Origin of the sequence: Blastococcus sp. MG754426 (assembly GCF_021699055.1) — a bacterium.
In the GTDB taxonomy this organism is placed as follows: Bacteria; Actinomycetota; Actinomycetes; order Mycobacteriales; family Geodermatophilaceae; genus Blastococcus.
Window position 1 is genome coordinate 53,233 of record NZ_SSXC01000010.1, and the last position, 13,736, is coordinate 66,968.

Here is a 13,736-nt window from a genome sequence, read left to right on the forward strand (position 1 = left end):
AGCCGGCGTGAGGGACCCTCGTCACGAGGGGGCGACGTCGGCGTCGGCGGCCGGGAACGGGCTCGGCAGCCGAGGCGCCGGCACGTGGTCCAGGGAGTCCGCGACGTACCGGCGGACCCCGCCGCCGGCGCCCTTCGCGGCGTACATGGCCACGTCCGCGCACCGCAGCAGCGCGGCGGGGTCGGTGGCGTCCCCCGGAGAGGCGAGCGCGAGCCCGATGCTCACCCCCACCCGGACCGGCACGCCGGCGACGGTCACGGGGCGGCTCACGACCCCGGCCAGCCGCTCCGCGCACTCCGGGGCGACGTCGGGGTCCGTGGCATCGAGCACCACCACGAACTCGTCGCCCCCCAGACGCGCGACCAGGTCGGTCGGTCGCACCGCCGCCCGGAGCCGCTCGGCCAGCCGGCGCAGCAGTTCGTCCCCGGCCTCGTGCCCCAGGCCGTCGTTGACCGCCTTGAAGCCGTCGAGGTCGAGCAGCAGCAGCGCGGTGGGCCGGCCGGTGGCGAGGTCGGTCTCCAGGCGGCGCACCAGCGACCGGCGGTTGGGCAGTCCGGTCAGGTCGTCGGTCCCGGCCTGGCGGCGGGCCTCCTGCAGGGCCCGGCCCTCCGCGAAGGTCACGGTGCTGCGCACGAGGAAGGCGGCCAGGCAGGCGAGGGCGCAGATCTCGCCGGGGCCGGTGCGGCCGTCACCCCACTGGACGCCGAGCACGACCAGCGAGCCGACCGCGCACGCCAGCGGGATCGCGAGCGAACGCCAGCGGAGCCGGTGCTCCAGCAGGTCCGGGTCGCGCCGGCGGGGCCTGGTCAGCCACGCGCCCGCAGCGGTCAGGCTGGCGTTGACCATCCACAGCAGGTCCAGCGGGCCGCCCGGGACGTACCCGCCGGCCGCCTGCTCCCGGGCCAGCAGCAGGTCGCCGGCGAACTTCACGGCCACGATCAGGCAGACGGTGGAGAGGACCAGGTCGGCCCGGTGCCCGATCATCGCCAGGACCGCACCCACGAGCGCCAGCAGCACGACGTCGGCGACGGGGTAGGCCAGGTTCACGGCCACCCCGAGGCCGGACATGCCCGGGGCCGCGACGTCCGGGTCGAGGACCGCGACGGCGACGGCGGTCGCGCCGAGGGCTCCGACCAGGCCGTCCAGCCACGTGCCGGGACGCGGGCGGGCGAGCCGGGCGTGCACCATCAGCAGCGGGGTGGCGAACAGCGCCGGGTAGGAGGCGAGCCAGAACGCGTCCGCGACCGACGGGAACGGCGGGTCGGCGTCCCCAGCGAGCACGAGCCGGTGGGCCAGGTCGCCCGCCAGGTTGCAGATCCAGGCAGCGGCCGCGGCCCACCAGACGTACCGCTCCGCGCGTACCCGCCGCGCCGCCCGGAGGCAGACCGCCACCGCCAGCAGCGGGGCCGCGACGGCGAGCGCACCCGAGTCGACGAGGACGGCCGCCGGTGTCCCCGGCGGCTGGGACACGCCGAGGGCGAAGACCGCCGTGCTGGCGAGGGTGGTCGCCACCACCAGCCGCCACCCCGTCTCCGACCAGCCGCTTCTCGTCTCCCCGGCCCGGTCAGCGCGCACGCGCGCACCTTGGCACACCAGCGGCTGAGGGGAGGGTGAACCCCGGGTCCGACGCGCGCATTCAGACCCGGGCCCGTTCCCCCGGCGTGCGGGGAGCGGGGAGCGCCGGCCGTGAGGTGCCCCGCCGGGTGCGGTCGTCCAGCCAGGCGAGGAGCTCCTCGACCGGCATGGGGTGGGCGACCGCGTACCCCTGGGCGACGTCGCAGCCCAGCTCGGCCAGCGCCGCCGCGGTGTCGTCGTCCTCCACGCCCTCGGCGACCAGGGTCAGGCCCAGGTCGTGGGCCAGGGCCACGGTGTGCCGGACGATGGCCGTCGCCCGGGGGTCCCGCCCGACGTCGGTGGTGAGGCTGCGGTCGAGCTTGAGCTCGTCGGCCGGCAGGTGGCGCAGGTAGGCCAGGGAGCTGTACCCGGTGCCGTAGTCGTCGATCGACGTGCGGACGCCCAGCCGGCGCAGCTCGCCGAGCACCGTGCGACCGCGGTCGGGGTCGGCCATGAGGGTGTCCTCGACCAGCTCGAGGGTGAGCGCCCGCGCCGGCAGCCCGTGCGCGCGCAGCAGCGCCGCGACGGTGGCCGGGAGGTCGGGGTCGGTGACGTTGGCGGCGGACAGGTTGACCGAGACCGGCACCGCCCGCTCCGGCCACCAGCGGGCCGCCGCGGCCAGCGCGAGGTCGAGGACGGCGTCGGTGAGCGGGCGCATGAGCCCGGCCTGCTCGGCGGCGGGCAGGACGACGCCGGGGGAGAGCAGCCCGCGCCCCGGGTGCTCCCACCGCACGAGCGCCTCGACCCCGACCACCTGCCCGCGCGCCAGTGCGACCTGGGGTTGGAGGTGCACGACCAGCTGTCCCTCGTCGAGGGCGGTCCGGAGGTCCTCCATCGTCCGGAGCCGGTCACCGGAGCCGCTCCGCGGGTCGGGCACGTAGGAGCGCACCCCCTCGCGCGCGTTCTTGGCCGCGTACATCGCCACGTCTGCGCAGCGCAGCAGCTCGGTCACGGTTGCGGCGGGCACCGGCCCGGTGGCGATGCCGACGCTGACCCCCACGTGCAGCCGCTCGCCCAGGACGACGAACGGTTCCAGCAGGCGCCCGCGCAGCCGCCCGGCGCGTTCGGTGGCGCCGTCCACCCCCGTCCCGGGCAGGAGGACGGCGAACTCGTCGCCACCGAGGCGGGCCAGCAGGTCACCAGGCCGCAGCTCCGGCTCCAGCCGCGGGCCGATCTGCCGCAGCAGGTCGTCGCCGGCGGCGTGGCCGAGGCTGTCGTTGACCTCCTTGAACCCGTCGAGGTCCAGCAGCAGCAGGGCGACCGGCCGGTCCGTGCCCGGGGTGAGCGCCGTCCGGGCGCGCTCCAGCAGCGCCCGCCGGTTGGGCAGCCCGGTCAGCTCGTCGGTGCGGGCCTGCTCCTGGATCTCGTGCAGGCCGCGGAGCTCCTGGACCGACATGGCCGTGCGCGCCAGGGTGGAGAGCAGGCAGGTGACCGCGGCCCAGCCGGGGATGCCCAGGCCGGGGGTCCCCCACGTCGACACCAGGACGGCCACGCTCATCACGTTCGCCCCCAGGGGGACGACGGCGACCCGCCAGCCCAGGCGGGCGAGCGGATCGGTGTCGGCCGGTTGGATGCGGGGCGTGCGCCCGGCGACGTGCGCGGCCAGGGCGGTGCACGCCGCGCCGCTGAGCCAGGTGAGCGTCAGCGGCCCGTCGACGGCCGGCGCACCGGCCACCACCCGGTTCACGAGGACGGCGTCGGCCGCGAGCGTGCACAGCAGGCCGGCGGTGATCAGCACCAGCGGCCAGTCCCGGCGGAGACCCATGACGGCGCAGACGGCCGAGACGGCCGCCAGGAGCAGCGTGTCCGCGATCGGGTACAGCTGCACGACCGCGAGCCGGCCGTCGGCCGGGGGCGAGGCGATCGAGGGCAGCAGGGTGACGGCGAAGATGACGGCACCGCAGGCCCCGGTCAGCGCGTCGAACCACATGCTCGGGTGCGGCTTGCCGACCCGGGACCGCACCACGCCGAGGAGGGCGATGCCCATCGCCGGGTAGGCGGGCGCCCAGAGGACGAGGGTCAGCCAGGCCGGGACGGTGCCGAGTGCGGGCTCGAGGACCAGGGCGTACAGGGTGGTGCTGGATGCCACGGCGGCGAGCGCCACCGCCAGCGCGTTCCAGATGAGCCGGTCGTCCCGGCGGTGCAGCGCGGTCCGGCGGCAGACGGCCGCGCCGAGCAGGTAGACGGCGTCGTAGACCACCAGGTCGTAGGTGAGCGCCAGGGCGTTCCCGGACGGGCGCCACAGCTCACCGGCCGCGTAGGCGGCGACCGCGACCAGGCAGGCCAGGGTCAGCCCGCCGGTCCGGGGTGCGCGGCTCCGGCCGGTGCGCGCGTCGAGAGGGTCCACGGTCCGGTCATCGACCGCGGCGAGGAGGGTGTCGAGACGAATGCGTCCGGTATGACCCCGAAGGGTGGCCCCCCGGCTCCCGGCGCCCGTGGCCGCTCCCGGGGTGGCCAGGCGGTAGGCTCGGGGCCGTGACCGGGCGGCTCCTGCTTCTCCGGCCGTGCTGACCAGATCCCCCGCGACCAGCACGGCGACCCCTCCTGCGTGAGGGGTTTTTTGTTGCCCACCACCGGTACCGCACCGCGCACGACGATCCGGGAGCACGAGACGATGAGCCAGACCGACAGCCGCAGCACCGAGGCCGCAGGCGACGGCGTCCCGCCCCACCGGTACACCCCGGCGCTGGCCCAGCAGATCGAGCTGGCCTGGCAGGACCGCTGGGAGGCCGAGGGCACCTTCCACACGCCCAACCCGGTCGGGCGGCTGAGCGCGGGCTTCGAGCGGGTGGCCGACCGGCCGAAGTTCTTCGCGATGGACATGTTCCCGTACCCCTCGGGCGCCGGCCTGCACGTCGGGCACCCGCTGGGCTACCTCGGCACCGACGTCACCAGCCGGTTCCGCCGGATGGACGGCGACAACGTGCTGCACCCCATGGGCTACGACGCCTTCGGCCTGCCGGCGGAGCAGTACGCCGTGCAGACCGGGCAGCACCCGCGGATCACCACCGAGGCCAACATCGCCGCGATCAGCGCCCAGCTGCGCCGGCTCGGCGTGGACCACGACCAGCGCCGCACCTTCGCGACGATCGACCCGGGCTACTACAAGTGGACCCAGTGGATCTTCCTGCAGATCTTCGGCTCCTGGTTCGACCCGGAGGCCGGCAAGGCGCGCCGCATCGAGGAGCTCGTCGCCGAGCTGGACGCCGGCGTCCGCGAGCCCGGCCCGGGCACCAACCCCTACGGCCGCCCGTGGGCCGAGCTGGACGAGGTGCAGCGCGGCGTGGTCGTCGACGCGCACCGGCTGGCCTACCTCCACGAGGCGCCGGTCAACTGGTGCCCGGGCCTGGGCACGGTGCTGTCCAACGAGGAGGTCACGCCCGACGGCCGGTCCGAGCGCGGCAACTTCCCGGTGTTCCGGCGCCCGCTCAAGCAGTGGATGATGCGCATCACCGCCTACGCGGACCGGCTGCTGGCCGATCTGGACCGGCTGGACTGGCCGGACTCGCTGAAGCTGATGCAGCGCAACTGGATCGGCCGCTCGACCGGTGCGCGCATCCGCTTCGCCGCGGGCGAGCAGACGATCGAGGTCTTCACCACCCGGCCGGACACGCTCTTCGGCGCCACCTACATGGTGCTGGCCCCCGAGCACCCGCTGGTCGAGGGGCTGACCGCCGCGGCCTGGCCCGACGGCACCGACCCCCGCTGGACGGGTGGCGGGGCCACGCCGGCCGAGGCGGTGCGCGAGTACCAGCGCCAGGCCTCCCGGCGCTCGGAGCTCGACCGGCAGGACACCGGCCGGGAGAAGACCGGTGTCTGGCTGGGCGTCACCGCCGTCAACCCGGTCAACGGCCGGGAGCTGCCGGTGTTCATCGCCGATTACGTGCTCACCGGTTACGGCACCGGCGCGATCATGGCCGTGCCCGGCGAGGACCAGCGCGACTGGGAGTTCGCGCGGGAGTTCGGCCTGGACGTCGTCCCGACCGTCGAGCGCCCCGAGGGCTTCGACGACGAGAGCGGCGCGTACAGCGGCCCCGGCCGGATGATCAACTCCGCCAACGACGAGATCTCGCTGGACGGGCTGGACAAGGCCGAGGCGATCGCCCGCGTCACCGACTGGCTGGTGGCTAAGGGCGCCGGCGAGGCGACCACGACCTACAAGCTGCGCGACTGGCTGTTCAGCCGGCAGCGCTACTGGGGTGAGCCGTTCCCGATCGTCTACGACGAGAACGACCGCCCGGTGGCCGTCCCGCAGGCGATGCTCCCGGTGCTGCTGCCCGAGGTCGACGACTACTCGCCGAAGACCTTCGACGACGACGACGCCGACTCCGCGCCCGAGCCGCCGCTGTCCCGGGCCACCGACTGGACGACGGTCGAGCTGGACCTCGGTGACGGGCCGAGGAAGTACCGGCGCGAGACCAACACGATGCCCAACTGGGCGGGCTCCTGCTGGTACTACCTGCGCTACCTGGACCCGGGCGACGACGAGCGGATGGTCGACCCGGAGCTGGAGCGGTACTGGATGGGGCCGCGCGAGCCCGGGGACACCGGCGGCGTCGACCTGTACGTCGGCGGCGTCGAGCACGCCGTCCTGCACCTGCTCTACGCCCGCTTCTGGCACAAGGTGCTGTTCGACCTGGGCCACGTCTCCAGCGAGGAGCCGTTCCGCCGGCTGGTCAACCAGGGCTACATCTCGGCCTACGCCTACACCGACGAGCGCGGGTTCTACGTGCCCGCCGCCGACGTGGAGGAGAAGGACGGCCGGTTCTCCTACCAGGGCAAGCCGGTCAACCGCGAGTACGGGAAGATCGGCAAGAGCCTGAAGAACATGGTGACGCCGGACGAGATGATCGGCGCCTACGGTGCCGACACCTTCCGCGTCTACGAGATGTCGACCGGCCCGCTGGAGCAGTCCCGCCCGTGGGAGACCAAGGCCGTCGTCGGCTCGCAGCGACTGCTGCAGCGCATCTGGCGGGTCGTCGTCGACGAGGAGAGCGGCGCGGTGCGGGCCGCCGACGTCGAGCCGGCCGAGGAGACGCTGCGCGCGCTGCACAAGGCGATCGACGGCGTCCGCGACGGCTACGCGACCCTGCGGTTCAACATCGCGATCGCCCGCATCACCGAGCTGACCAACCACCTCACCCAGGCCTACGGGGCCGACCGCCCGGTGCCCCGGTCGGTCGCCGAGCCGCTGGTGCTGATGGTCGCCCCGCTGGCGCCGCACCTGGCCGAGGAGCTGTGGTCGCGGCTGGGTCACGACGGGTCCTCGGCGTGGGCGCCGTTCCCGGTGGCCGACGAGCGGTGGCTGGTCGAGGACACGGTGCAGGTCGCCGTCCAGGTCAACGGCAAGGTGCGGGCGCAGGTGCAGGTGCCCGCGGACGCCGACGCCGCCGCGCTGGAGGCCGCCGCCCGGGCCGACGAGAAGATCGCCGGCTACCTCGAGGGCGCCACCGTCCGTCGCGTCGTCGCCGTCCCCGGCCGGCTCGTCAACTTCGTCCTCGGCTGAGCTCTGCGGCCAGGTCCGCGGGTCAGGCCGGTGCGGGGGCCCCGGCCAGCACGCGGGTCATCGCCGCCTCGACCGGCGCCGTCGCCTCGGCCGTCGTGAGGTCCCGGCCCAGCTCGGCCGACAGCGAGGTGACGCCGGCGTCGGGGATGCCGCAGGGCACCATGTTGGCGAAGAAGCTCAGGTCGGGGTCGCAGTTGAGCGCGAAGCCGTGCATCGTCACGCCGCGCGCGACCCGGATGCCGATCGCGGCCACCTTGCGTTCCGGCCGGTGGCCCTGGCCGGGCTCGTCCGCGGGCACCCAGACACCGCTGCGGCCCTCGACCTGCCCGGCCGCCAGCCCGAAGCCCGCGCAGACCTCGATCAGCGCCTCCTCCAGCCGGCGGACGTAGGCCACGACGTCGACCGGGTCGGGCAGCGCGACGATCGGGTAGCCGACCAGCTGGCCGGGCCCGTGCCAGGTGATCTTGCCGCCGCGGTCGACGTCGATGACCGGTGTCCCGTCGAAGGGGCGCTCGTGCGGTTCGGTCCGCTTGCCGGCGGTGTACACCGGCGGGTGCTCCAGGAGCAGCAGCGTGTCGGGGGCCTCGCCGGCCACCCGCCGGGCGTGCAGCTCGCGCTGCTGCGCCCAGGCCTCCTCGTAGGGAACGGTGCCCGCCCGGATGATGCGCAGCTCGCTCACGCCCGCCAGCCTATGCCCGCGTCAGGCGAGGCGGCGGGGTTCCAGGCGGGTCTCGACGGCGGTGCCTCCCGGGCCCGGCTCCACCCGGTAGGCGGCGGCGCCCGGTCGGTCGCTCACCACGTCGACCAGGTCGGTGCCGCGGTACACCAGGCCCGCCCCGTCGTCGGTGGCGTGGCCCCCGGGGAGCGTGCCGTCGGCCACCAGCCGGTGGTAGAGCGGGCGGCGCTGCTCCTCGGAGTCGTGGTGGACGCCGTTGGACGTCGGGATGAGCCCGAGCCCGTTCGTCACCGGCCGCAGATCGGGGCCGTAGGAGTCGGTGGTGCCGCCGACGTGCCAGCACAGCGAACCCGCCGAGACGCCGGCCAGCACCACCCCGGCCTCCCACGCCTCCCGGAACACCTGGTCCAGAGCGTGCACCCGCCACACCGCCAGCAGGTTGGCCACGCTGCCGCCGCCGACCCACACGACGTCCTGCGCGAGCAGGTGGGCGCGCAGGTCGGGGACCGTGGGCATCGGGAACAGGCTCAGGTGGCTGACCTCCACGTGGCTCCCGGCGAAGGCGCCGTAGACGGCGGCGACGCCGGCCGGGTCGTCGCCGGTCGCGGTGCCCAGGTAGCACAGCCGTGGCCGTTCCGGCGCACCGGCGAGCTCGACGGCGAGGTCGAAGACCGGGCCGGGCCGCCAGTCGGCCGGGCCGCGCCCGCCCGGGATGAAGCCCGTGCTCGTGGCCAGGATCGTCGGCGCGGTCGCGGGCATCAGGCGGCCCCGGCCGGGCGGAGGCGGCGCAGCACGGCTCGGGCGGCCCGGGCGCCGCTGGCCATCGCACCCTGGATGGAGGGGGTGTCCCGGTGGTCGCCGCAGACGAACAGCCCGTCCCCGAGGTCGACGGGGCGCCGCAGTTGCAGGGGCGGCAGCGCGGCCGGCTGCGCGCCGGGCACGGTGACCGACGTCAGGTGCTCGAGATCGGTGGGGGAGACGCCGTGCGCGGCGGCGACCTCGCCGCGGACCTCGTCCTCGCGGCTGCGGTCCAGCGTGGAACTCGCCACCAGCGCCCGGCCGTCGGGGCTGTACCGCGGCTGGGCGTCGGACACGACCGCGCTGTTCACCACCCGTCCGCGCGGCTGCCCCAGGACGATCAACGGCGAGGACCACGGCGACGCGGGCAGCACGTGCAGGTGGGTGGTCACCTCCCGGGGTGCGTCGGCCTCGACGGCGGGCAGCAGCCGGGACGCCGTCGCCGGGTCGGTGGCGACGACGACGGCGCCGGCCGACCAGGTGCCTGCGTCGGTGGTCACCGATCCGGGCGAGACCGACCGCACCGCGGTGCGCAGGTGCACCCGCCCGCTCTCCAGGCGCCCGGCCAGCTGCTCGCCGATCGCCTGCATCCCGGCGGCGGGCAGCCCGGTCGAGCCGCGCACGAAGCTGCGCCACAGCAGGTCCAGGTAGCGGCTGGAGGTGGCGAGCTCGTCCTCCAGGAGGACCCCGGCGAGGAACGGGCGCAGGAAGCGCTCCAGCGCCGCCCCGCCCACGCCGGCGGCGCGCAGCGACTCCTCCGCCGCCGTCTCCGGGGCGTGGAGCAGGCGCTCGACGGGGGCGTAGCCGGCGCGCAGGGAGAAGGCCACCAGGGCCGCCTTCTCCCGGAGCGAGCCGAGCGGCGCCGCGGCGGTGCCGACGAGGGCGGTGGGCTGCCGGCGGGGGTCGACGACCCGGTGCGCCCGGCCGTCCACCCGGATCACCGCACCGCGCTCGAACCAGCCGAGCCGGAGGGCGGTGAGGTCCAGGTCGGCCGCCCGCGGGTAGCCGGTGTTGAAGACCTGGAAGCCGCGGTCGACCAGGAAGCCGTCGACGCGCTCGGTGGCCAGCCGCCCACCGGTGTGGCCCGAGGCCTCCAGCACGTGCACGTCGACGCCGGCCGCGGCCAGCCGGGTGGCGGCGGAGAGCCCGGCCAGGCCGGCTCCGACGACGAGGACCTCGGCCCGGGGCGACGTGGACACCGCCCGACGGTAACGGGGAGCGGAGGTCCGCGCGGCCCTGGCCTGTGGACGGCGGCAGCGCGGGGCAGCCGGGTCCGCCTAGCGTTCCGCCTCGTGCCGACCGCCGAACCGCCCGCGACGCCGGGGACCCAGCCGCCCCCGGTCGTGCCGGGCTACGTCCTGCAGTCCCTCCTGGGCCGCGGTGCGACAGGAGAGGTGTGGCAGGCGGTCCCGCGGGCGGGCGGCGACCCGGTGGCGGTCAAGGTGCTGGTCGCCGGGGACCCCGCCCGCCAGGCGCGGGAGGCGGAGCTGCTGGGCGAGCTCGACCACCCGCACCTGGTCCGCCTGGTGGAGGTCGTGCACCAGCCGCGCCGGGGTGCGGCCGCCCGCGTCGCGCTGGTGCTGGAGCTGCTGGCCGGGGGCAGCCTGGCCGCGCTGCTGGCCCGCCGCGGCCGACTCCACCCCGGGGAGGTCGTGACGGCGATCGCGCCGGTCGCCGCGGCCCTGGCGCACGCCCACGAGCGCGGCGTCGTCCACGGCGACCTGGCGCCGGGGAACATCCTGTTCACCGACGAGGGGCGCCCGGTGCTCACCGACCTGGGGGTCGCGCGGCTGCTCGGCGAGACGGCGGCGGCGGAGGTGACCCCCGCCTACGTCGACCCGGTGGTCGCCCGGGGCGCTGCCCCCGGTCCGTCCTCCGACGTCTTCGGCGTCGCGGCGGCGGCCTTCCACGCCCTCACGGGCGTCGCGCCGTGGAACGCGGCGACGCCGGCCGGCACGCTCGCGGTGGCGGCGGCCGGTCAGCTGCCGGAACTGGCGGAGCTCGCCCCGGCGGCGCCCGCGCGGTTGGTCGAGGTCATCGCGCGGGGTCTCGCTGCCGACCCGGACGCGCGCGGTACTGCGGCGGAGTTCGCGCTCGACCTGCGGCACGCCTGCCGGGCCGAGCCCGTGCTCTTGGAGGCGGGGGCGCCGACCGGCGGCCACGGCCGGCCGGGCACGCGGGCGGCCCTCACCCACGTCGTCCCGGGACGCCGTCCCCGGCCCGGGGCGATGGCCGAGGCGCCGCCGGCCCGGCGGAGGTGGTCCGGTCGCGCGCTCGTGGGCTCGGCCCCGCTCGCCCGCGGGCTGCTCGTCACCGCCCTGGTGGTCGCGGCGCTCGCCGTCACCGCGTGGCTGGGCACCCGGTGGGGTGGTGGCCCGGACGCCCCCGGGGAAGCCGTCGCCGCGACACCCGCCGGGCAGGCGAGCCCGTCCCCGTCCCTGACATCCCCGACGTCCCCGACGTCCCCGACGTCCCCGACGTCCTCGGCGGCCCCGGTGGCCGAGCCCGTGCCCGGCGGGAGCGTGACGCCCGTGGACGCCGAGGGCTGGCGGGTGCTGGTCGGCGAGCTCTACGCGCGGCGGGCCGAGGGGCTCAGCGGCTCCCCGGGCCTGCTGCGCGGCGTCCACCTGGCCGGCAGCCCGCTGCTGGCGGCCGACGAGGAGCACGCCCGAGCGCTGGCGGAGGCAGGCGAGGTGCTGAGCGGTTTCGCGCCGGTCGTGGTCGACGTCGAGGTCGTCGGGACGCCGGGGGAGCGGGCCGAGCTGCTGCTGATCGACCGCTGGCCCGGCTACCGCGTCGTCCGCGCCGAGGACCCGCTCGGTCCCGCGGTGCGCACCGTCCCGGGGCGCCCCGACGCGCAGGTGCGGATGGTGCTCCTCCGGACCCCCGAGGGCTGGCGGATCGAGCGCGCCGAACGCGTCGCCTGACCGGGCGGCATCGCGGCTCGTGGGACACCGCGCCGCCGTGCCCGGGCGCATCGCCGCGCTCGTGCGCACGGATGCGGTTCTCCTGCGCGTGCTGACCGCAGTGAGGCGTATCCCGGCGGTGTGGTCCCGTGTCCAGCACGCGGTGGGTGGCTGTGGGACCAGGCGGTGCCGCCTGCGGACAGCGTGGGGGGCACTCGCGGGATCACGGCGCCCAGCGATGCGCGCCTCAGCCCCGGCCGACCGCCGCCCGCACCGCGGCCTCGACGTCCCCGTGCGTGAACCGGTAGCCGGCTTCGGTCAGCTTCGACGGCACCGCGCGCTGCCCGGCCAGGACGCCGACCTGCGCGAACTCGCCGAGCACCACCCACAGCGCGGGGCCGGGGACGGGCAGCATGACCGGCCGGTGGAGGACGCGGCCCAGCGTCCCGGTGAACTCCGCGTTGGTCACCGGCTCGGGCCCGCACAGGTTGACCGGCCCGGGCACGGGGTGGGTGAGCAGGAACCGGATCGCGCCGACCTCGTCCTCCTGGCTGATCCAGGGCACGTACTGCCGGCCGGAGCCCAGCCGCCCGCCCAGCCCGGCGCGGAAGATCGGCAGCATCCGTGCGAGCAGCCCGCCGCGGCCGAGCACCAGCCCGGTGCGCAGGGTGGTCACGCGCACCCCCGCGTCGGCGGCCGGCGCGGTCGCGCCCTCCCATGCCACGCAGACCCGGGCGAGGTAGTCGTCGCCAGGAGGCGCGGACTCGTCGACGACGCGGTCACCGGTGTCGCCGTACCAACCCACCGCGGAGCCGTTCAGCAGCACGCGGGGCCGGTCGGGGTCGGCCGTGGCGGCCTCGGCGAGCGCCTCGGCGAGCGTGGCCGTGCTGTCCACCCGGCTGCTGAGGACCGCCTGCTTGTGTCGCTCGTTCCAGCGCCGGTCACCCACCCCGACGCCGGAGAGGTTGACCACCGCGTCCACGTCCCGGAGCAGCGCCGGGTCGATGCGCCGGTGCTGGGGGTCCCAGCGGTGTTCGTCGGCCGTCCGGGGGGTGCGCCGCACCAGCTGGATCACCTCGTGCCCGTCCGCGCGCAGCGCGGGCAGCAGGGCGCTGCCGATCATCCCGGACCCACCGGACACGGCGATCTTCATGCGGCACTCCCCGACGGGCACTCGTGCTGGCTGCGGAAAGGGCTCGGGGCCCCGGTTGGTCACCGGGGCCCCGAGCGGAGGTGCACTAGGCGAGACCGAGCTCGCCGTGGAACTGGCCGGCCTCCAGGCGCTCGCGCACCGTGGTGAGGAAGCGGGCGGCGTCGGCGCCGTCGACGATCCGGTGGTCGTAGGTGAGCGCCAGGTAGACCATCGAGCGGACCGCGATGACCTCGCCCAGCTCGGCGTCCTGCACCACGACCGGCCGCTTCACGACCGAGCCGGTGCCCAGGATGGCCACCTGCGGCTGGTTGATGATCGGGGTGTCGAACAGGGCCCCGCGGCTGCCGGTGTTGGTCAGCGTGAACGTCCCGCCGCCGAGCTCGTCGGGCGTCACCTTGTTGGTGCGGGTCCGCTCGGCCAGGTCGCTGATCTTGCGCGCGAGCCCACCCAGGCTGAGGTCACCGGCCTCGTGGATCACCGGCACGAGCAGGCCGCGCTCGGTGTCGACGGCGATGCCGAGGTTCTCGCTGTCGTGGTAGGTCACCGTGCCGGCCTCGAGGTCGATCGAGGAGTTCACCGACGGGTGCTGCTTCAGCGCCTCGACCGCCGCCTTGGCGAAGAACGGCAGGAAGGAGAGCTTCACCCCCTCGCGGGCCTCGAAGTCCTTCTTCGCCTGCTGCCGGAGCTGCGCGATGCGGGTCACGTCGGCCTCGACGACCGTGGTCAGCTGCGCGCTGACCTGCAGCGACTCCACCATCCGGCGGGCGATCACGCCGCGGAGGCGGGACAGCTTCTCGGTGCGGCCGCGGACGGAGGTGTCCGGGGTCGCGGCCGGCGACGGGGTGCGCGCGGCACCGGTGCCCGACGGGGCGGCAGCGGGCTCGGCCGGGCGCGAGGCCTGCTCCGCCGCGGCCAGGACGTCCTGCTTGCGGATGCGACCGCCCACGCCGGTGCCGGAGATCGAGCCCAGGTCCACCCCGTGCTCGGACGCCAGGCGGCGCACGAGCGGGGTCACGTACTGCCCGCCACCGCCGTCGCCCGAGGGGGCCGGCGCCGAGGGGGCCTGCGGGGCCACCTGCGGGG

Annotated in this window: 9 protein-coding genes; 2 read left to right on the top strand and 7 right to left on the bottom strand. The window is 76.0% G+C overall.

Going from position 1 to position 13,736, the window contains the following annotated elements:
* Positions 1-21: 21 nt before the first annotated feature.
* On the bottom strand, positions 22-1,575 hold the full coding sequence (locus E9549_RS24065; RefSeq protein ID WP_236825685.1) for a GGDEF domain-containing protein: 1,554 nt from the start codon (positions 1,573-1,575) through the stop codon (positions 22-24).
* 61 nt (positions 1,576-1,636) lie between these two features.
* Positions 1,637-3,961 (bottom strand): EAL domain-containing protein, encoded by a 2,325-nt coding sequence (locus E9549_RS06270; protein WP_236825686.1) that lies wholly within the window; start codon positions 3,959-3,961, stop codon positions 1,637-1,639.
* Between the two features lie 267 nt (positions 3,962-4,228).
* Here E9549_RS06270 and leuS point away from each other — a divergent pair, with 267 nt between their 5' ends.
* The gene (gene leuS, locus E9549_RS06275; RefSeq protein WP_236825695.1) at positions 4,229-7,120 is read left to right on the top strand and encodes a leucine--tRNA ligase; all 2,892 of its coding nucleotides are present in this window, start codon (positions 4,229-4,231) and stop codon (positions 7,118-7,120) included.
* A 22-nt stretch (positions 7,121-7,142) separates the two neighbouring features.
* Here leuS and lipB read toward each other — a convergent pair whose 3' ends face one another.
* The 3 genes from lipB to E9549_RS06290 are packed head-to-tail and all read right to left on the bottom strand — an operon-like array spanning position 7,143 to position 9,793.
* Positions 7,143-7,799, bottom strand: a complete 657-nt coding sequence (gene lipB, locus E9549_RS06280; RefSeq protein WP_236825687.1) for a lipoyl(octanoyl) transferase LipB — start codon at positions 7,797-7,799, stop codon at positions 7,143-7,145.
* A 21-nt stretch (positions 7,800-7,820) separates the two neighbouring features.
* The gene (locus E9549_RS06285) at positions 7,821-8,555 is read right to left on the bottom strand and encodes a peptidase E (protein WP_236825688.1); all 735 of its coding nucleotides are present in this window, start codon (positions 8,553-8,555) and stop codon (positions 7,821-7,823) included.
* Positions 8,555-9,793, bottom strand: coding sequence for an NAD(P)/FAD-dependent oxidoreductase (locus E9549_RS06290; protein ID WP_236825689.1), 1,239 nt, complete (start codon positions 9,791-9,793; stop codon positions 8,555-8,557). Before E9549_RS06290 ends, E9549_RS06285 begins: the two co-directional genes overlap by 1 nt.
* A 93-nt stretch (positions 9,794-9,886) precedes the next feature.
* Between E9549_RS06290 and E9549_RS06295 the strand changes: the two genes are divergently transcribed.
* Entirely contained in the window at positions 9,887-11,521 is a 1,635-nt protein-coding gene (locus tag E9549_RS06295) for a serine/threonine-protein kinase (protein WP_236825690.1), read from the top strand.
* 226 nt (positions 11,522-11,747) lie between these two features.
* Here E9549_RS06295 and E9549_RS06300 read toward each other — a convergent pair whose 3' ends face one another.
* Both E9549_RS06300 and sucB read right to left on the bottom strand, forming a co-directional pair.
* On the bottom strand, positions 11,748-12,653 hold the full coding sequence (locus E9549_RS06300) for a TIGR01777 family oxidoreductase (RefSeq protein ID WP_236825691.1): 906 nt from the start codon (positions 12,651-12,653) through the stop codon (positions 11,748-11,750).
* Positions 12,654-12,738: 85 nt separating this feature from the next.
* A partial coding sequence (gene sucB / locus E9549_RS06305; protein ID WP_236825692.1) for a 2-oxoglutarate dehydrogenase, E2 component, dihydrolipoamide succinyltransferase occupies positions 12,739-13,736 on the bottom strand: 998 nt, incomplete at its 5' end.